Consider the following 18,010-nt stretch of genomic DNA (forward strand, 5'->3'; position numbering starts at 1 on the left):
TCTTCTCGCGGTTTGAGAAACTCGACCTCATGTTCCTGGGCTTCATCAGCTTCGTGCTCGTCGCTGATGGCCTGAGATTGTGTTAACAGGCCCTAGGCTGTTTGGAGTCTCTTGGCGTTGGCGTGACGAGGTACACGTACAGTTGCTTGCCGTCGATGGCGAAGGTGATGCGATGGTCAAACATGTTCGAGGGAAGCAGGTTGCGCAGCTCCACTCGGTCCTCAAGTACCTCACCGGTTGCCTTGATGCGCCACTTCACATAGAGAAACTCGCCTACGGGCATGGAGCCGTTTACGCTAGTGCTCGGCGGCAGCGCTGCAAGTCCCTTGAACACCGGGCTGCGAGGATTCGTGACGCTGTTGCGCACCATGTGGTACTGGTCGCCGTAGCTGTATTCCAGCAGGTCTACCTGTGCGGCCCATTCGTCATTTCGACCATCAAAAGAAAATGCATGAGCCACCAGCTTCGGCCCTGTCGCACACGCAGACAGGGCAAATACGACTGCCAGCAAAACTCCGGCAAAAAACCGCGTCCAGAAAGTTGATCGATTCAGCTTCATTGGTGTCTTTCGTGGTTCTGTACAAAATTGCTCAATCGCTTTGAATGCAGTGAAGCCGTAGCTTCTTGCTCGGGGACTTTGGTGACTGCACACACTCCCCACGCCTTGCATGCAAAAGCTCCGTCTGCACGGCGAAGCATCCACGGTCCAAGTGTCGCGTTGCACTCAGTTCGTCGGTCATTGGCATCTTTGAATCTGGTGCGATGGGCGTGCCTATTTTTTCAACCGTGTTGAATTCGTTCTTGCCCAGTTCGCCCAGTCTTTCAAAGCCAACTACCGCCCTTCCGCCCAACTCACCATCGCCTCCAGCTCACCAAACATTGGCGACTTCGGTGAGATGTCGAACGCTCCTGAGTCAATGAGCGACAGTGCTTTCTTGCAGGCCTCGGGCTTGTCGGGGTGGTTGGTCCAGCGTTTGACGATGACCGATGCGCCGTTCTGTACAGCCGTGTTGAGTTCCTGCATGACCGAGTCCCGCTTGGCCTTGCCGCCGTTCGCTTCCGCTTCGGCCAGGCGGGCTTCCATGTATTTGTCGGCCGCCAGCGCGTACCTGGCGTTGCGCTGCTGCCAGGCCGCCACCAAGTCCTGGGGAGATTCAGGGCGCCCCACGAGCGATAGGCAATCCCGGCCGATTCTTCCGACGACGAAATTCGAGGTGCCGAAGTAGGCAAGCGAAGCGTCTCGCGACTCGCTGGTGGGTGATGCGTTGAGGGGCGCGGTCTGGGCGGTCGCCCACGTGGCTGCTGAGGCGCTCAGCACACAGACGAGGACAAGCAAACGGGTCTTCATGGATCGGGCCTTTCTATCCGCGTGGCGCGGTGGCCCGATTCTGCGGAGGCAGCGCCCCGCCGCCCATCCCCAAAAACAGTGAGACGGCCCACTTCCGCCCTAACAGGGCGGTCATGAAACCGTCTTATGGATCGCCCGGATTCGCTTCACTCCCCTTGCACCAGGGGAGGCGATACGTGGTGGAGGCGGTCAGTCCGCCTTGATGTTCAACTCTTTCGCCAGCCTGCCGTAGCGCTCGTTGTCCGCCTTCATGAAATCGGCCAGCACCTTGGGCGTGCCACCCAGTGTTTCCAGACCGGCGCCCATCAGCTTCTCTTTCACGTCAGGCAGCTGCAGCGCGTCGTTCATTTCCTGGTTGATGCGTGCAATGGCGGCGGCGGGCGTGCCCACCGGGGCGAACACGCCGTACCACGCGTTCACTTCCACGCCTGGCACGCCTTGCTCGGTGGCGGTGGGCACGTCGGGCAGCAGGGCCGAGCGCTTGCTCTCGATCACCGCCAGCGGCACCAGCCGGCCGGCCTTGATGTGGGGCACCGCGCCGCCCAGGGCGGTGAACAGCAGCTTCACCTCACCACCCACGGCGGCCGTGAGCGAAGGTGCCACGCCCCGGTAGGGCACGTGCATCAGGTCCACCTGCGTCTGGCGCTTGAGGATTTCGCCCGCGAAGTGCATGGGCGAGCCGTTGCCCGCGCTGCCGTAAGGCAGGCCGGGTGTCTTGCGCGCCGCGTCCAGCGCGGCCTTGAGATTGGTGGCCCCCAGCGTGGGGTTGGCTGCCAGCACCATGGGCGTGGTGGCGGGCGCGATCACGGGCACAAGGTCTTTCTGCACGTCGATGCCACCACCGGCACCAGGCGCCATCACGTGGGGCGAGATGGCCATGGTGTTGGGCGTGAGCAGCAGCGTGTGGCCGTCGGGCGCGGCCTTGGCCACGGCGGCGGCGCCCAGCAGCGTGCCGGCACCGGGGCGGTTGTCCACCACCACGGGCTGGCCCAGCTTCGCGGCCATCTTCTCGGCCAGCACGCGCGCGGCCAGGTCAGGCCCGCCGCCGGCTGGCACGGGCACGACGATGGTGATGGTCTTGCTCGGGAAGGCCTGCGCCGTGGCGGCGAAGGGCAGGGCAGCGGCGAGCGCGGTGCCGAGAAGGCACAAGGTGAAAGAGCGCTTGGGGTGGTTCACGGTGGCTTCTCCAGGGTTGAAGTGGGGGAAAGAATTCAGACGAAGCACGCCGGAGCGCGTTCCGCACCGCATGAAGCGGTGCAGTCCAGAGGCACCAAGGGTCCGGCTCCGCCGGCCCGAGATGCCGTCCCCCCTCGAAGCGCCGAAGGCGCGCCACAGAGGGGGGAAGCCGCGCAGCGGCGCAGGGGGGTGTTCATCGCTCCAGCGGCGTGTTCCACGCGTCGTAGCCATAGACCCAGTCGGCATTGCCCTGCGTCTTCATCCACTGGTTGCCGCGTGAGCCGATCTGGATCTTCGCCGTGCGCTCCATGCGCGTCTTCTCGTAGCGGCGCAGCGCCTCCACGGCCTGCGCGCGGGTGCTCACGCCGGCCAGCGCACGGCCCAGCACCACGGCGTCCTCAATCGCCATGCCAGCCCCTTGCGCCATGAAAGGCAGCATCGGGTGGCAGGCGTCGCCCAGCAGCGTCACCGTTCCTTTGGACCATTGCGGCAGCGGCTCGCGTTCGTACAGCGCGCTTTTCAGCGTGGTGTCGCAGGCTTCCAGCAATGCGCGCGCGTCGGCATGAAAGTTCTTGTAAAAACCGCGCAGTTCGTTCACGTCGCCCGGGCTCGTCCACGACTCTTCCGTCCAGCTCTCCTGGCCTGTGGTGGCGAACACGAAGGTCTCCTTGCCCTGGTTGAGCGGGAAGGTGACGATCTGGCTCTGCGGGTTCGGGCCCCACCACTTGGTGAAGGCCTCGATCTCGGGCACGTGCTTCACGCGCTCGGTGGGCACCACCGAACGGAACGACACCACACCCGTGAAGCGCGGGCTCTCTTCGCCGAACAGCGCGGTGCGCACGCGCGAGTGAATGCCGTCGGCGCCCACCACCACGTCGAACGTCGCCTCGCTGCCGTCCTCGAACTGCAGCGTCACGCCCGCGTCGTTCTGCGTGAGCGTCTTCAGCCGTTTGTCGAACTGGATGTTCTCGATGGGGAACTGCTCGGCCAGCGCGGCGAGGATGTCCGCGCGGTGGATGGTGACCTGCGGCGCGCCGTACAGTTCTTCGGCGATGTTGCTCATGCCCAGGCGCGAGGTTTCCTTGCCCGTGTCCCAGTCTCGGCTGATGCGGAAGGTGGGCTGCGCGCCCGTGCGGCGAATGGCCGCGCCCGCGTTCAGACCGTCGATGGCGCGCACCACATTCGGCGTGAGGTTGATGTCCGCCCCCACGCGCGAGAAACCCCTGGCCTGCTCGAACACCGTCACGTCGTGGCCCTGCTGGCGCAGCGCGATGGCGGCGGCCAGGCCACCCACACCACCACCGGCGATACCGATCTTCAGACTGCTGCTCATGGGGTTGCTCCTGCGTTGACGAAAGGCGCATTGTTCTGTGCACGCTTCCTGCACTCAACCGCACGAACGCCCGAAATGGGTACGATTCGTCCAGACCTTTTTCCGTGTTTTGCCTACGTAACAAACCCGCGCCACATGGATGTCTTGAGTGAGGTTCTCGCCATCTGCCGCGCCGAACGCGCGGTCACCGCGCGCTTCCATCTTTCGGCGCCCTGGGGTCTGCATTCCAACGGCGTGGCCGGCTCCGCCATGATCCGCATGGCGCGCGGTGCGCCGTGGTGGATCGAGGCCGCGGGCGGCAACGGCCCGGTGCGTGTGGAACCCGGTGACCTGGTCATGATGCCGCTCGGTGCCGCGCACCGCATGGGCTCCACGGCCGACGCGCCGACCGTTTCCTTCGCCCAGTTGCTCACGCAGCGCACCCCCGGCGCCCGCGACGAAGCCCCGCTGGACCTGCGGCACGGCGGTGGCGGCGAAGGCTGCGAGATGTTCAGCGCGCTGCTCTGGTTCTCCGCCTACTGCCGGCACTCGGTGCTCAGCGCGCTGCCACCGCTCATCCACGTGCGCGCCAGCGAGCTGTCCACGGCGGCCGTGCTCGCGGCATCGATGGAAACGCTGGTCACCGAAACGCTCGACCAGCGCCCCGGCTGGCGCCTCTCCGCCAGCCGCATGGGCGAGCTGCTGCTCATCAACATCCTGCGCGGCCACTTGCTGCGCGGCGCCGCGCCTGCTGAAGCCAACTGGTGGCGCGGCCTCTCAGACCCCGCCATCGCCCGCGCCATCTCTGCCATGCACCGCGACCCCGCACGCAGCTGGACGGTGGAGACTCTCGCCCGCGAAGCCGCCATGTCGCGCTCGCGCTTCAGCGACCGCTTCAAGGCCCTGGTGGGCGACACGCCCATGGGCTACCTCGGCAACCACCGCATGGCCCTCGCCGCCGAACAGCTCGAAGCCGGGCACCTGCCGCTGGCGCAAGTGGCGCAGGGCGCGGGCTATGAGTCGGACAAGGTGTTTGCGCGCGCGTTCCGCCGGTGGTCTGGCCTGCCGCCCACGGCGTACGCGAAGCGCGAGGTGGCGAGGCGGGCGGCGATGACCGACCCCCAGCGGGCGGCTGCGGGGAACTGAAGTCAGCGCGAAGTCGCCTTGCTCCGCTTGCGTTGAACAGGCGCGGCCTTCTCGCTCAGCGGCGCCGCCTTCAGGCCGTCAGCGACAAAGCGCACCAGATACTGCGCCGCGTCTTCGATCGGTGGGGCCGTGATCTGTGCACCCAGCAGCGTCAGGATGCGGTCGTGTGCGTTGTGCGCGTAGAAGAAGGCACCGAAGAGAAACACCATGCGCCAGTAGAACTCCTTGTCGTCGATGTGCGCGTAACGCCGGTGCAGTTCCTGCATGAATTCCTTGGCGAACCCGTCGACGATCGCGCCCATCGCTTCGCGCATCTCCGGTGAAGGGTCGGCGAGCATGCGGCCGTAGAAACTCCGGAACGCGTCGCGCTGCTCAGGGCTGGAACCCGTCACACGCAGGGAAGGCTCCATGGCGGCCAGAAGAAGCTCCTCGATGGGTGCCTGCGTCTGCATCGCCGACGAAAGCCGCGCCACCCGCTCCTCCATGATGGGCCCGAGACGGCGCTCCAGCACCGCCTGGCAGAGCGCCTGCTTGGAGCCCCAGTAGTACTGAAACATCCCGAGGTTGACCTCGGCAGCTTCTGCGATCTGCCGAATGCTCGTTCCTCCGTAACCCTGAGCCGCGAACAACTGCTCTGCCGCATCCAGGATCAGCTCGCGCGTGTTGGGGCGCTCGGATTCACCGGTGTCTTGCGTCCGCCTGCGTCTGACAGCCGGACTCGCTTTCTTCGTGGCCATGTGCTCTCCCGCGCCCCTCGCAAGGCGCTCAATTTGGATGGGTGATTCTGCCTGTTGACAAAAAATCATACGACCGTATAAGATTAAGTTACACGGACGTATAAACATGAAACTCATCGACCTCAGCACACTGCTTGATCCCCACGACCGAGACCTTCTTCCACCCGCGCTAAGCGCCGCGGCCGGCGTTGTGGCCCCAAAGATCGAATACCAGCGCCCTGACGAAGCCGAAGGCAAGGACCGCTTCTGCGAATTTTTCGGTTGCACCCACGAAGACCTTCCCGATGGCGAGGGCTGGGGGTCTGAAGTGCTGACCGACATGTCGTCTCATTGCGGCACGCACGTGGACGCGCCGATGCACAGCGGTTCGCGCTGTGAAGGCCAACCGGCACGCACGATCGACCAGATCGAGCTGGACGAGTTGTTCTGTCCCGGTGTTGTTCTGGACCTGCGCGCCATGGTGACGCCATGTGGCGCGATCACCCCCGAGATGCTGAACGTGGCGATGGACGCCGCTGGCGTGAACGATGTTGCCGGCCACGCCGTGCTGCTGCGCACGGGGCAGGAGCGCTTTCGCATGGGAGACCCGGGGTTCTTCCAGTACCCCGGCATGACGCGTGAAAGCACGCTCCATCTCACCGGCCTGGGCGCCAAGGTGCTGGGCACCGATGCGGTCGGCTGGGATCGGCCATTCGCCACGATGGCGGCGGATTTCCGCCGCACCAACGACCGCCGCTACCTCTGGGATGCGCACAAGGCCATCACCGAACGCGAGGCCTTCATCGTCCAGCAGCTGTGCAACCTCGCGGCGCTGCCCGTGAGTGGCTTTCATGTCGGCTTCTTCCCCATCAAGCTGGCACGCACCAGCGCCGCACCCGCGCGGGCCGTGGCCTTTCTTTCCGGGAAAGGGGCTGCCGCATGAAACTCGTCAGCTACCAAACGGTGCCCGCGCAGGCACCCCGCCTCGGCCTGCTTCAAACCGACGGCACCGTCCTGTGCCTGACCTCCCTGCACGCTGGTGACGCGCGCTTTGCCTCCATGGCGGCCTTCATCGCTGGCGGTGAAGAAGCGTTCACGCAGGCGCGCCGCGACGCAGAGGCACACAGGCCCGGTGGCGCTCACGAGGTGCCGGCCGGCGGCTACACCTTGCTGACCCCTCTGGCGCGACCGCCGCTGATGCGGGACTGGGGCACCATGACCGCGCACCCGAAGTTCTTCCTGGAAATGCGCGCGCGCCAGCGCGCTCAAGCCAGCCCGGACCCGGCAGCAGCCCTGGAGGCGGCGCGCCTGGATGGGCAACTGGACTTGCCGCCCAACTGGTTCACCGTGCCGCGCTTCTACACCGCCAACCCGCTGAACCTCGCCGGGCCCGGCCAGGCCATCGAATGGCCCGCATTCGCCCAGAAGCTCGACTACGAGCTGGAGCTGGCCGTCGTTCTCGGTCGCACGGGCAAAGACATTGCCCGCGAGCGGGCTCGGGACTTCATTCTGGGCGTGACGCTGTTCAACGACTTCACCGCCCGCGACGTGCAGGCGGCCGAAGGCCAGCCCGCGGGCAAGAGCAAGGACTTCGACGGTGCCTATGCGCTCGGGCCTTGCATCGTCACGCTGGACGAGTTGCCGGACCTGTACAGGCTGCGCGTCACCTCGCGGCTCAACGGAGAGATGCAGACCGTGGACAACACGGCCAGCATGGAAATCGGCTTTGAAGACCTGATCGCCTACGCCAGCCGGTCCTGCACCTTGCATGCGGGTGAAGTGTTTGCGTCAGGCACCTTCGCGCGCGGCTGCGGCGTGGAGACCGGGCGCCTGTTGCGGCCCGGTGACCGGATCGAGCTGGAGGCCGAGCACATCGGCGTGCTGGAGAACACCATCGTCCAGCCTGTGGCGGGAGACACGGCATGAGCCACGAGGTCTACATCGTTGGCGTGGGCATGACACCCACGGGCAAATTCGCCGACACCTCCCTGCACCAACTCACTGCCACCGCCGTGCGCGCCGCGCTGGCCGATGCCGGCGCCACCGCCAGGGACGTGGACATGGCCTGCTTCTCCAACGTCGCCGCGTCCTACCTCCAGGGGCAGCACATGGTGGCAGGGCAGGTTGTTCTGCGCGACCTGGGCATCTTGGGTGTGCCGATCATCAACGTCGAAAACGCCTGCGCCAGCGCATCGACCGCCTTCTGGCTGGCCTGCCAGAGCGTGCGATCGGGCAGCGCCGACATGGCGCTCGCCGTGGGCGCGGAAAAGCTGTTCCATGCCGACCGCGCCAAGTCCTTCGAGGTGTTCGGCGGCGGGTTCGACGTCACCCGCCAAAACGAGCTGCTCGCCTACCTGGCGCGCCTGAACCAGGCCGCCGGCGTCCCCATGGAAGAGGGCGCCTCCTCGGAGCGAAGCATCTTCATGGACATCTACGCCGCGCTGGCCGTGAACCACATGCAGCGCCACGGTCTCACGCAACGGCAACTGGCGGTCGTGGCGTCCAAGAACCACGCGCACTCCGTCCACAACCCGCTCGCCCAATACCGCCGCCCCTGGTCGGTGGACGAAGTGCTGGCGGGCCGCGCCATCACTTATCCGCTGACGCTGCCCATGTGCGCCCCCATCGGAGACGGGGCCGCCGCCGTGCTGGTCTGCAACGCCGCCGGGCTGCAGCGCCTGCCCGGCGCGACCCCGGTGGCCGTGCTGGCCTGCGAACTGGTCAGCGGTCTGCCGCGCAGCGACGACGATGCGGCGCAGGCCATCACGCATCGCGCAGCACTTGCCGCGTACGAATGCGCCGGCCTGGGGCCCGCCGACGTTGACGTGGCCGAGGTGCACGACGCCACCGCCTTCGGTGAAGTCCTGCAGACCGAGGCGCTGGGCTTCTGTGCCCCCGGCGACGGTGGACGCTTTGCCGAATCTGGCGCCACATCGCTCGGGGGCTCGCTTCCCGTCAACGTGTCGGGCGGGCTCGAATCCAAAGGTCACCCCATCGGCGCCACCGGCCTGATGCAAATCGGCGAACTGACCCAGCAACTGCGCGGGCGGGCCGGCCCGCGGCAAGTGGACGGTGCCCGGGTGGCCCTGGCCGAGAACGGCGGTGGCTTCATCGAGAACGAAGAGGCCGTCGCGTGCGTCACCCTGCTGGGCACAGCGCGCCCAGGCCGAGCTTGAACCCCCTCAAAACCAGGAGACATGACATGAAGAGAACCCTCACCCGCCGCCAAGTGACCACACTGCTCGCCGGCATGGCGCTGGCCCCCGCGCTGCTGGCGCAAACCCCCTGGCCCGCCAAGCCCATCCGCCTGGTCGTGCCCGCCGGTGCAGGCAGCGGCCCCGACATCATGGCCCGCCTCATTGGAGACCGGCTCGGCCAGCGCCTGGGCCAACCCATCGTGGTCGAACCCACGCCGGGCGCCTCCGGCATCCTGGGGGCTGACAAAGCCCTGAACGCAGCCCCTGACGGCTACACCTTTCTCTTCGGGTTCAACCAGCTGATGACCATGAACCCGCACATCTACGCCAAGCTGCCTTACGACCCGGTGAAAGGCATCGCCCCCGTGAGCCTGATCTCCAAAGGCGGCTATGTCCTCATTGCCGGCCCGAACGTGCCCTTTGACGACGTGGCCGGCATGATCCAGCACGCCCGCGCCCACCCAGGTGCGCTGACTTACGCGTCCTTCGGCAACGGCAGTGCGCCACACCTGGGCATGGAACTGCTCAAGCAGCGCGCCGGCATCGACCTGCTGCACGTGCCCTACCGCACCAGTGCCGCGGCCAACACCGATCTCATGGCCAACCAGATCCAGGTCAAGATCGAAACACAGACCTCGGCCGTGGCGCTGGTGCGCAGCGGCAAGGTCAAGGCACTGGCCGTCACCACGGGCGAGCGGCTGGCCGCGCTGCCGTCGGTGCCCGCCCTCAAGGAGTCCGTGCCCGGTTTCGAACTCACCGGCTGGAACGCCGTGTGGGCCCCTGCCGGCGTGCCAACCGCCATCGTGGACCAAATGTCCCGCGCCATCCAGGCCACGCTGCAAGAGCCGGAGCTGCGCAAGCGCCTCGGCGAAATGGGCCTTGACCCCCAAGGCTCTTCGCCCAGCGAACTCGATCAGCTGACCCGCCAGGAGTCGGCGCAATGGGGCAAGCTGATCCGCGAAAAGGGCATCAAGGCAGATTGACGATGGCACCTGCAACCCTGCACACCATCGCCGATCTGGTTGAGGCGCTGGCGCGCGAGCGCGGCGACAGCCTGGCCCTGACCTTCATCGACCACGCCGCGCCGCCCGCACAAGGCACCGAGCACCGAACCTATGCGCAACTGTGGGACGCCGCCACGCGGCTGGCCACCGGCCTGCACCAGCAAGGGTTTGGCCCGGGCGACCGCGCCGCGCTGCTCATGGCCAACCACCCGGAATTCGTGGACATGCTGATTGCCAGCAGCCTCATCGGGCTCACGCTGGTCCCCATCGACGCCCGCACACCCCCCGAGCGGCTGGCCTACATGCTCACCAAAACCCGTTGCGCGCTGCTGGTGGCCGAACCGCCCGCCTTGCCCAGCGCGCTGGCGGTGCGCAACACCTGCACAAGCCTGCGCCAGATCGCCGTGCTGGGCGATCCACCCCCCATGCCCGCCGCCGGCGTGGTGCCCTACCGCAGCCTCATTGCCAACACCGCCTCGCCCGACATCGCCGCGCATCGGCGCCCTGCGGACGAGGACATGCAGATCCTCTTCACCTCCGGCACCACCGGCAACCCCAAAGGCATCGTCTACAGCCACCGCAAATTCACCGACACCGCCCGGCTGGCGGCCACCGCCTTTGGTTACGAACCGGGCGACAGGCTGTATTCCGGCCTTTCGCTCACACACGCCAACGCCCAGCTGGTCACGCTCGGCGCCGCCCTGGTGCGTGGCCTGCCCGTGGTCTTCTCGCGCCGCTTCAGCAAAAGCCGCATGTGGCACACCGTGCGCGAGCACCGCTGCACCAGCCTCACCCTGCTCGGCGGCATGACGACCGCCATCTACTGCGCCCCGCCCACACCCGCCGACCGCGACCACCCGGTGCGGCTCGTCGTGTCGGCCGGCATGCCCGCCAGCATCTGGAGCGACTTCGAGCAACGCTTCGGCGTGAGCCTGCTCGAGTTCTACGGCACGGCAGAAGGCGGGCTCACGATCAAACCGCCCGGGGTGGGGCCGGCAGGCAGCATCGGCAAGCCGCCACCCACACTCAGCATTCGCATCGTTGACGACGCGGCGCAAGACGTGGCACCCGGCGAGCGCGGCCAACTGTTGATCCGCGCTTCAGACGGCACGCCGTTCCAGGTGCACTACGTGGACGAGCCCGAAGCCTCGCAAGCCAAATGCCGCGATGGCTGGCTGTGGACCGGCGACGTCGTGCACCGCGACCCCGACGGCTGGCTGTTCTTCGACTTCCGCATGGGCCACGGCATCCGCCGCAACGGCGACTTCATCGACGCCGCCGCCATCGAAAAGGCCCTGGCCGAAACAGGCCTGGTCGACGACGTCTTCGTGTTCGGCGTGCCCGCCGCGTCCCGCGTGCCCGGCGAGTCTGACGTGGTGGCGGCCGTCGTCTTCGCACAGAACGCGCCTGCAGACGAGCGCCTTGCGGTGGCCGAACTCCGCGCCGCACTGCCCAGGCCGGTGGTGCTGCAGCAGGTGCTGCCGTTGAAGGCCATTCCCAAAACTGCCTCGGAAAAGCCGCTGGCCCGTGTGCTCAGCCAGATGCTGGCGGAGCAACCAGGCCTTGCGCTCGGCTGGCCCACCCCAGCGCCGGCCGCTGTGGACGCGGACTGACCCTGTTCAAACGCGGCGGTAGTTCACCTCCACCGCCAGCACCTCTTCACCGGCCGGCGAGATGTTGAACATGCGCAGGTCCAGCGTGTCGTCGTCGGGCTGGTCAATCTCTGTGCGCCAGCCCCAGCGTTCGCCGCCCTGGCCGTCGGCGTAGCTGCCCAGCATCGCCAGGCGCGGGTCGCCCGGCGTGCCGGTGCTGAACATGATGGACGTGCCCGTGCCAAAACTCTCCGCCCAGGCCGATTCGTAGCGGCGCTCGTCCAGGTGGTGCGCGATCAGCGCCACGCCCTCCATCGGCTCACCGCTGCAGTGGCCGGCGTACTCGTGCAACAGCACGCGCCCACCCAGCAGCACGCGAATGCTGCCGCGTTGTACCGAATCTTCGGCTGGCGTGCCCGGCTCGAACCAGAGGCGGAAGCGGCCTTCCCATTGCCCGGCCATGCGCGCCAGCCGGGCGTGCGCGCCACCTGCGAGAGAGGCTTCGAATTCCTTGCGACCCATAACGTCTCCTTCCCTTCAACGGCTTGGCCGAGATGGCTGCCAGGGCTGACGACTGGCTAAGCGCGCGCGAACCGCCGCGACAACTCCAGCGCCGCAATGCACAGCGTCAACCACGCCACGCCAAACGCGAACCCCGCCACCACATCGCTCGCCCAGTGCACCTGCAGAACCACGCGGCTCCAGCCAATGCTGAAAGCCAGCGCCGCCGCCAGCAGCACGCTGGGCAGATGCCAGCGCGGCGGCAACAGGCGCAGGCACAGGTAGGCCAGCATGCCGTACACCACCAGCGAACCCGAGGTGTGCCCGCTGGGAAAGCTGTAGCCATCGGCCTGCGCAAAGCCGTGGTCGTGCACAGGCCGCACCCGTTCAAAGATGCGCTTGAGCAACTGGTTGAGCGCACCCGCCCCCGCACACGCCACCACCCAGCCCAGGGCCAGCGCGGTGTGCCGGCGCACCAGCAGCACCACACCCAGGGCAATCACCAGCAGCGTCAACGGCATCGGGTCGCCCAGGTGCGTCAAGGTGCCGAAGAAGCGCAGGGCAGCCGGTGACAGCTCACGCGCCAGCGTCTCCGTCAGCCGCTCATCGAACCGGCCAATCTCCTCGTCCGCATCGAACGCTTCCAGCATCTCGGCGAACAGCGAGGCTGTGCCGATGAGAATGCCCGCGCCGATGGCGAGGCAGACGCCGAGCAGAAGAGGGCGCGGCCAGTTGCTCCAGGCGTTGCGCACGCTGGAGTGCCGGTAGGCGATGACGAGGGCGGTGGTGGCGAGGAGGGCCAGCACCAGGGCGACGGCGAGCACGGGTATGAAGTGCTTGCCGAGCCATTCGGCGAAGGCCAAGGCTTGGGTGAGGTCATGCTGCATCCTTTGACTTTACTGTCCACGCATAGGGCCGGTTTGCAGTCGCGTATAGCTAAGGCACTCGCTTTCCCGCATTTTGAAGGCCTCGCCGTGATGTTGGTCATAGCGCTGCACAACTATGGGATGCCAAAAGAGCTGTCGGTTACGTATGATTACTCGTTGTTGTGGATGATTTTCGCAACTTATCTTTTCAAGATGCAACAAGGGGGATAGGGATGAAAGACTTTCATGTGACCGTTACTCACGATGATGAATCCAACACTGAACTAGCTGTACTCCGTATTGCCTCTGCCTCGCAGAATTCGCAAAGTCAGTTTTATCCCAAAGCGGTACGAGTAAATACTGCTGCTTTGAGTGACTTGCATTGGAAAATAGTCAGTAAACTTCGTCTTCATCAAATTGACTCCGTTCAAGTTTCGGTTTCTCTCCAGCTTGCCAACGACAAAACAATCACATTCGCGGATATCGATCAGGCGATGTCTTTTGATACCAGGATAACTGCGACTACCAGTTCAGTTTCTTTGCGGTGGCAGTTTTTGTTTTGCGCAGACGGAAAAGAGCATCTTCATTCCGTATATGTGAGAGTGGGTGAAAAGCCTAACCCGGCAATGTTGATTCAACGGGCTATGTCACTTTCCTCAGAAGACTTAGAAAGCTTTGACAAAGAAGCGATGGCTCCTGTCTCGTGTAGAGTGGATTTTTTTGACGGGAGGTTTAGTGGGGAGTTGCTTTCAGTTGTTTCGGAGTGGGTTGCGGCGTTGCCTAAGGCGGAGCCGACTTTTGGTTTGATAAGGTGGCTAGATGACAGGGAGGCTCTAATCGGAAGTTATGTGGTGGCGGTTACTCCGATGATAGCCTTGGCAGCGTCCATCGGGTTATGGCTTCACATGGTTCCCGAAGATAAAGCCGAAAGCTTGCGAACTGCTTTAGCTTGGGCAATGGGTACTGGTATTGCTTTTTTGATGTCTCGACATATCTCTTGGATATTGATGCGTGCTTTTGCCAAACATATTTCTCGGATGAATGCAATCCCTGTGTTTGAGATTACTTCAGGGGATAGGCAAAGGCTGACAAAATTTCTTGCCAAATCTCATAAATCAACAATTTTCGCAATTGCGACCGCAATTTTCTACGGATTTTTGAAAGGTATGGGGATTTGGCTTGCGGCATTGGCTTTTGCGTCTTAAATCAATCTAAGGAGCGATTGGCTTCTACGTCTACCTGCCACAAGCTCAAACATTAGTGAGGGGGGAGCTGTTCCAAGTTCGTCTACCAGTGCTGAGCGCGTTTATTGATGTAAAGTCCCACCCGCTCACGAAAAAGGTGAGCCGGGCGTGAGAACCCGGAACAACTTTGCGGCTTGAAGGCCGCTGTACACCGCTAGCACAGCGGCCTTTGTCGTTCGCGCTCGCTTTTTATGGCGGCCCGGATGGGAGGCCGCGAGGCCTGCCGGTTTTCGCAAGGAAGTTCCCGGTTCTCACCCCGTTCGGGCCGCCGCCACTCTGTCACGTGGCGGCGGCTGTTCACCTCACCGAACAGCCAACGAACAGGGAAGGGAAGCCACCGCATGCCGAAGCTGCAGCACAAGCAACAGAAGCTCGCCGTGTTGATCGACGCGGAGAACGTCTCGCACACACTGATCCGTTCCATCCTGCTGCGCGCCGCGTGTTATGGCGTGCTCGTCGTCAAGCGTGCGTATGCCGATTGGTCCCGGCCGCAGATGGGCCGCTTCAAGAACGTGCTGCTGCACAACGCCATCGAGGCGGTGCAGCTCTTTCCGTACACCCGGGGCAAGAACGCGGCAGACGTGATGCTCAGCGTGGAAGCCATGTCGCTGGTGAACACGGGGCAGTTCGATGGCGTGTGCCTGGTGTCTTCAGACAGCGATCTCACGCCGCTGGCGTTCGGTGTGCGGCGCGAGGGTTTGCGGGTGTATGGCTTTGGCGCGCAGCAGACGCCACGGGCTTTCGTGGCGGCGTGCAGCAGCTTCATCTACACGGAGTCGATTGCAACGGCGGGGTGAGGCTTGCCCGCTCGCTAGGCCTTGGGTTCGCTCGCGCTCGCTGCGCGTATGGCCGCTTCACACTCGGCAACGAGCTGGTTGGTGTCGTAAGGTTTGAGCAGCAACCTGGCGCCGGGCGGAAGCTCGTGGCCCGGGGCGGGTTGTGCGCCGCTGGCGAACACCACGCCCAGGCGGGGTCTGGTGCGCAGGGCGGCGCGCGCCAGGTCGGCGCCGTTCATGTCGGGCAGGTTCAGGTCGAGCAGCAGGGCGTCAAAGTGGTCCTGTCCACCCAGGGTCAGCAATGCGCTGCCCGCTGTGGCCGCTTCCATCACTTCGTGGCCGAGGGTGCGGAAGTGGTCTGCAGCGGTGGTGCGTATGGCCTCGTCGTCTTCCACCATCAGCACCTTGAAGCGCCCGGGTACCGCCGCCGTGGGGGGCGCTTGCGGTGGCGCGGCGCGCTGCCGGGCGGTGTTCAACACCTGGCGAATGCGCTGCGCCAGGGCCTCCTGGGTGTAGGGCTTGGAGAGCAGTTCCACACCCTCGTCGAGCCGGCCACCGTGGACGATGGCGTTTTCCGTGTAGCCCGAGGTGAAGAGCACGGCGATGCCGGGCAGGCGCTGGCGGGCGATGCGCGCCAGTTCGGGGCTGCGCAGGCGGCCGGGCATCATCACGTCGGTGAACAGCACGTCGATGGCGACGCCGCTTTCAATGACCATGAGCGCGCTGTCGGCGTTGCGGGCGCGCAGCACGCGGTAGCCCATGCCGGCCAGCATGGCCACAGCCGTCTCGCGCACTTCCTCGTCGTCTTCCACCACCAGCACGGTTTCGTTGCCGCCTTCCACCGGCCCATCGGCAACGCCCGGCGGAGGGGCATTTTCCACCTGCATGGATCGCGGCAGGTAGAGCTTGACGGTCGTCCCTTCGCCCACCTCGCTGTAGACGACGACGTGCCCGCCCGACTGTTTGACGAACCCGTACACCATGGACAGGCCCAGGCCTGTGCCTTTGCCTTCGGGCTTGGTGGTGAAGAAGGGGTCGAACGCGCGATCAAGCACCTCGGACGGCATGCCTGAACCGGTGTCGGTCACGGCGATCATCACGTACTGCCCCGGGCGCACGTCGTCGTGCTGCTTGCAGTAGTCCGCGTCAAGAAAGGCGTTGCCGGCCTCGATGGTGAGCCTGCCGTGCCCGTCCATGGCGTCGCGCGCGTTGATGGCGAGGTTGAGCACCGCGTTCTCCACCTGGCTCGGGTCGACCGATGTGTTCCACAGGCCGCCGGAGATGACGGTTTCCACCTCGACGCCTTCGCCCAGCGTTCGCCGCAACATTTCTTCCAGCCCGCGAATGAAGCGGCCCACGTTGACCACGCGGGGTTCCAGGGGCTGGCGGCGGCCGAACGACAGCAGTTGCGAGGCCAGCCGGGCGCCGCGCTCCACCCCGCTGAGCGCGGATTCCACGCGCTTCTGGGCGAGCGGCTGGCCCTTGGTATAGACGGCCAGGAGCTGGAGGTTGGCGCTGATGACTTGCAGCGAGTTGTTGAAGTCGTGCGCCACGCCGCCTGTGAGCGCGCCCAGGGCTTCCATCTTCTGCGCCCGTTGCAGGGCTTTTTCGGCACGGCTGCGTTCTTCGCCTTCGTGCCGCAGGCGCTCCAGCGCCAGCTCCAGCTCTGCGGTGCGGGCCTGCACATGGTTTTCCAGGGTCGCGTTCAACTGGCGAAGCGCGTGCTCGGCGTTTTTCTGGTGCGTCACGTCGTAGCCGTCGACGAAGATGCCTTGCACACGGCCCGCCACGAAAAGGGGCTGGTAGACGAGGTGGACGAACCTCTCCACCGGCTCCGCACCCGGCGCGCGCTGGATGCGCACGGCCATGGCCTCGCCCACGAACGCCTCGCCCGTGGCGTACACCCTGTCGAGCAGTTCGAAGTAGCCCTGTCCGCTCAGCTCAGGCAGGGCTTCGCGTGCGGACAGGCCGATGAGGGGGCGGGGGCCCACCAGGCGCATGTAGGCGTCGTTGGCCAGCTCGAACACATGGCCCGGCCCCGAGAGCAGGGCCATGAAGCTCGGTGCGTCCTTGAACATGGCGCGCAGTCGGTCGCGCTCCTCGGTGCGCGCGGCCACCTCCGTCGCCAGTCGCCGGCGGGCCTCCAGGCTCGTCCAGCGGGCCAAGACCTGCCCGGCAAAGAGCTTCAGGTAGCTGGCGTAGTCATCGTCCAGGGGCCGCATGGGGTTCAGGCCGATGACGAGCGCCGCGGTGGGGTGGTCCTGGCCGGGGTGCGAGAGGGCGATCACGGCGGCCTGGGTGGCCGGTACCTGCCACGCGCCATAGGGCAGGCCGGGCGGGGCCTGCACGGCAAAGAGCGGCGGTGCTTCTCGCAGGGTGTCGAGCCGCCAGGTGGTGCGGGGCTCCGGTGCCGCGCCGCCGAGGTCCTCGTACAGCGGAAGGGGCGTGCCCGCTTCGTCCAGCTGGTAGAGGGCGCTGAAGACGATGTCCCGGTTCGCCTTGGCGGCCGCGCCCGCCACCGCAGGGAAAAAGCTTTCGAGTTGTTCGGTGCCGGCGATGGAGGTGGCCAGCGCCTCCAGCGAGCCCAGCCGCCGTTCGCTGATCACGCGCTCGGTCTCTTCGCTCACCGCGCAGAAGATGCCCTCCACCTGGCCATCGTCGCCGCTGAGCGGGCTGTACGAGAACGTGTGGTAGGTCTCCTCGGGGTAGCCGTGGCGGTGAAGAACCAGCAGCAGCGCGCGGTCCCAGGTGGATTCGCCGTGCTCGTACACCCGGCGCAACCTCGGGGCCACTTCATCCCATATCTCGGGGTACAGCTCGCGCGTGGGCATGCCCAGCGAACGCGGGTGCTTGCCTCCCAGGGTGGGGCGGTAGGCGTCGTTGTAGAGGAAGGCGACGTCGGGGCCCCAGCCCACCCACATCTCGAACCGGGAGGTGAGCAGAATCTGCACGGCGCAGCGCAATGCCAGCGGCCAGCCGGCGGGGTCTCCGAGCGAAGTGGTGCTCCAGTCGTGCGCACGCATCAGCCTGGCCATTTCGCTGTTGCCGATGAATGTGCGCGCCAGCACGTCCTGGTTGTTGTTGCTGTTGTCCATGGTGATGTGCCGCTTGGGTGCAACCGGGGCCGCATGG

General features: G+C 65.6%; 16 protein-coding genes. 8 read left to right on the forward strand and 8 right to left on the reverse strand.

The window, feature by feature from the left end:
• Positions 1-82: 82 nt before the first annotated feature.
• The 4 genes from J2X09_RS08570 to J2X09_RS08585 form a co-directional block, all read right to left on the reverse strand.
• Entirely contained in the window at positions 83-559 is a 477-nt protein-coding gene (locus tag J2X09_RS08570) for a hypothetical protein (RefSeq protein ID WP_204733295.1), read from the reverse strand.
• 273 nt (positions 560-832) lie between these two features.
• Positions 833-1,348: a hypothetical protein gene (locus J2X09_RS08575; RefSeq protein ID WP_204733294.1), complete on the reverse strand. Its 516-nt coding sequence runs from the start codon at positions 1,346-1,348 to the stop codon at positions 833-835.
• Positions 1,349-1,537: 189 nt separating this feature from the next.
• The gene (locus J2X09_RS08580; RefSeq protein ID WP_204733293.1) at positions 1,538-2,524 is read right to left on the reverse strand and encodes a Bug family tripartite tricarboxylate transporter substrate binding protein; all 987 of its coding nucleotides are present in this window, start codon (positions 2,522-2,524) and stop codon (positions 1,538-1,540) included.
• A gap of 193 nt (positions 2,525-2,717) precedes the next feature.
• Positions 2,718-3,857: an FAD-dependent monooxygenase gene (locus J2X09_RS08585; protein WP_204733292.1), complete on the reverse strand. Its 1,140-nt coding sequence runs from the start codon at positions 3,855-3,857 to the stop codon at positions 2,718-2,720.
• A 135-nt stretch (positions 3,858-3,992) separates the two neighbouring features.
• Between J2X09_RS08585 and J2X09_RS08590 the strand changes: the two genes are divergently transcribed.
• Positions 3,993-4,982: an AraC family transcriptional regulator gene (locus J2X09_RS08590; RefSeq protein ID WP_204733317.1), complete on the forward strand. Its 990-nt coding sequence runs from the start codon at positions 3,993-3,995 to the stop codon at positions 4,980-4,982.
• A 2-nt stretch (positions 4,983-4,984) separates the two neighbouring features.
• Here J2X09_RS08590 and J2X09_RS08595 read toward each other — a convergent pair whose 3' ends face one another.
• The gene (locus tag J2X09_RS08595; RefSeq protein WP_204733291.1) at positions 4,985-5,719 is read right to left on the reverse strand and encodes a TetR/AcrR family transcriptional regulator; all 735 of its coding nucleotides are present in this window, start codon (positions 5,717-5,719) and stop codon (positions 4,985-4,987) included.
• A gap of 106 nt (positions 5,720-5,825) precedes the next feature.
• On the opposite strand from J2X09_RS08595, the gene J2X09_RS08600 reads away from it, so the two are divergent.
• The 5 genes from J2X09_RS08600 to J2X09_RS08620 are packed head-to-tail and all read left to right on the forward strand — an operon-like array spanning position 5,826 to position 11,512.
• Positions 5,826-6,641 (forward strand): cyclase family protein, encoded by an 816-nt coding sequence (locus tag J2X09_RS08600; RefSeq protein ID WP_204733290.1) that lies wholly within the window; start codon positions 5,826-5,828, stop codon positions 6,639-6,641.
• On the forward strand, positions 6,638-7,624 hold the full coding sequence (locus J2X09_RS08605; protein WP_204733289.1) for a fumarylacetoacetate hydrolase family protein: 987 nt from the start codon (positions 6,638-6,640) through the stop codon (positions 7,622-7,624). The genes J2X09_RS08600 and J2X09_RS08605 overlap by 4 nt, the downstream gene beginning before the upstream one ends.
• Entirely contained in the window at positions 7,621-8,874 is a 1,254-nt protein-coding gene (locus J2X09_RS08610; protein ID WP_204733288.1) for a thiolase family protein, read from the forward strand. The genes J2X09_RS08605 and J2X09_RS08610 overlap by 4 nt, the downstream gene beginning before the upstream one ends.
• A 26-nt stretch (positions 8,875-8,900) precedes the next feature.
• On the forward strand, positions 8,901-9,878 hold the full coding sequence (locus tag J2X09_RS08615) for a Bug family tripartite tricarboxylate transporter substrate binding protein (RefSeq protein WP_204733287.1): 978 nt from the start codon (positions 8,901-8,903) through the stop codon (positions 9,876-9,878).
• A gap of 2 nt (positions 9,879-9,880) precedes the next feature.
• Positions 9,881-11,512 (forward strand): class I adenylate-forming enzyme family protein, encoded by a 1,632-nt coding sequence (locus J2X09_RS08620; RefSeq protein WP_204733286.1) that lies wholly within the window; start codon positions 9,881-9,883, stop codon positions 11,510-11,512.
• A 6-nt stretch (positions 11,513-11,518) separates the two neighbouring features.
• Here the strand turns inward: J2X09_RS08620 and J2X09_RS08625 are convergent, their stop codons facing one another.
• Together J2X09_RS08625 and J2X09_RS08630 are read right to left on the reverse strand one after the other, a co-directional pair.
• Complete coding sequence (locus tag J2X09_RS08625) at positions 11,519-12,013, reverse strand: DUF1579 domain-containing protein (RefSeq protein WP_204733285.1); 495 nt, start codon at positions 12,011-12,013, stop codon at positions 11,519-11,521.
• A 56-nt stretch (positions 12,014-12,069) separates the two neighbouring features.
• The gene (locus J2X09_RS08630; protein ID WP_204733284.1) at positions 12,070-12,879 is read right to left on the reverse strand and encodes a phosphatase PAP2 family protein; all 810 of its coding nucleotides are present in this window, start codon (positions 12,877-12,879) and stop codon (positions 12,070-12,072) included.
• A gap of 212 nt (positions 12,880-13,091) precedes the next feature.
• Between J2X09_RS08630 and J2X09_RS08635 the strand changes: the two genes are divergently transcribed.
• Both J2X09_RS08635 and J2X09_RS08640 read left to right on the forward strand, forming a co-directional pair.
• Entirely contained in the window at positions 13,092-14,063 is a 972-nt protein-coding gene (locus J2X09_RS08635; RefSeq protein WP_204733283.1) for a hypothetical protein, read from the forward strand.
• A 380-nt stretch (positions 14,064-14,443) separates the two neighbouring features.
• Positions 14,444-14,899, forward strand: a complete 456-nt coding sequence (locus J2X09_RS08640; protein WP_204733282.1) for an NYN domain-containing protein — start codon at positions 14,444-14,446, stop codon at positions 14,897-14,899.
• Between the two features lie 14 nt (positions 14,900-14,913).
• Here the strand turns inward: J2X09_RS08640 and J2X09_RS08645 are convergent, their stop codons facing one another.
• On the reverse strand, positions 14,914-17,973 hold the full coding sequence (locus J2X09_RS08645) for a hybrid sensor histidine kinase/response regulator (protein WP_204733281.1): 3,060 nt from the start codon (positions 17,971-17,973) through the stop codon (positions 14,914-14,916).
• Between the last annotated feature and the right edge of the window lie 37 nt (positions 17,974-18,010).

The organism is Hydrogenophaga laconesensis (assembly GCF_031457235.1).
GTDB lineage: Bacteria > Pseudomonadota > Gammaproteobacteria > Burkholderiales > Burkholderiaceae_C > Hydrogenophaga > Hydrogenophaga laconesensis.

Excerpts from the sequence above, each read along its gene's own strand:
- J2X09_RS08570 (WP_204733295.1), bottom strand. The coding sequence starts at position 559 with ATGAAGCTGAATCGATCAACTTTCTGGACGCGGTTTTTTGCCGGAGTT.
- J2X09_RS08575 (WP_204733294.1), bottom strand. The coding sequence starts at position 1,348 with ATGAAGACCCGTTTGCTTGTCCTCGTCTGTGTGCTGAGCGCCTCAGCA.
- J2X09_RS08585 (WP_204733292.1), bottom strand. The coding sequence starts at position 3,857 with ATGAGCAGCAGTCTGAAGATCGGTATCGCCGGTGGTGGTGTGGGTGGC.
- J2X09_RS08590 (WP_204733317.1), top strand. The coding sequence starts at position 3,993 with ATGGATGTCTTGAGTGAGGTTCTCGCCATCTGCCGCGCCGAACGCGCG.
- J2X09_RS08595 (WP_204733291.1), bottom strand. The coding sequence starts at position 5,719 with ATGGCCACGAAGAAAGCGAGTCCGGCTGTCAGACGCAGGCGGACGCAA.
- J2X09_RS08600 (WP_204733290.1), top strand. The coding sequence starts at position 5,826 with ATGAAACTCATCGACCTCAGCACACTGCTTGATCCCCACGACCGAGAC.
- J2X09_RS08605 (WP_204733289.1), top strand. The coding sequence starts at position 6,638 with ATGAAACTCGTCAGCTACCAAACGGTGCCCGCGCAGGCACCCCGCCTC.
- J2X09_RS08610 (WP_204733288.1), top strand. The coding sequence starts at position 7,621 with ATGAGCCACGAGGTCTACATCGTTGGCGTGGGCATGACACCCACGGGC.
- J2X09_RS08615 (WP_204733287.1), top strand. The coding sequence starts at position 8,901 with ATGAAGAGAACCCTCACCCGCCGCCAAGTGACCACACTGCTCGCCGGC.
- J2X09_RS08620 (WP_204733286.1), top strand. The coding sequence starts at position 9,881 with ATGGCACCTGCAACCCTGCACACCATCGCCGATCTGGTTGAGGCGCTG.
- J2X09_RS08625 (WP_204733285.1), bottom strand. The coding sequence starts at position 12,013 with ATGGGTCGCAAGGAATTCGAAGCCTCTCTCGCAGGTGGCGCGCACGCC.
- J2X09_RS08630 (WP_204733284.1), bottom strand. The coding sequence starts at position 12,879 with ATGCAGCATGACCTCACCCAAGCCTTGGCCTTCGCCGAATGGCTCGGC.
- J2X09_RS08635 (WP_204733283.1), top strand. The coding sequence starts at position 13,092 with ATGAAAGACTTTCATGTGACCGTTACTCACGATGATGAATCCAACACT.
- J2X09_RS08640 (WP_204733282.1), top strand. The coding sequence starts at position 14,444 with ATGCCGAAGCTGCAGCACAAGCAACAGAAGCTCGCCGTGTTGATCGAC.
- J2X09_RS08645 (WP_204733281.1), bottom strand. The coding sequence starts at position 17,973 with ATGGACAACAGCAACAACAACCAGGACGTGCTGGCGCGCACATTCATC.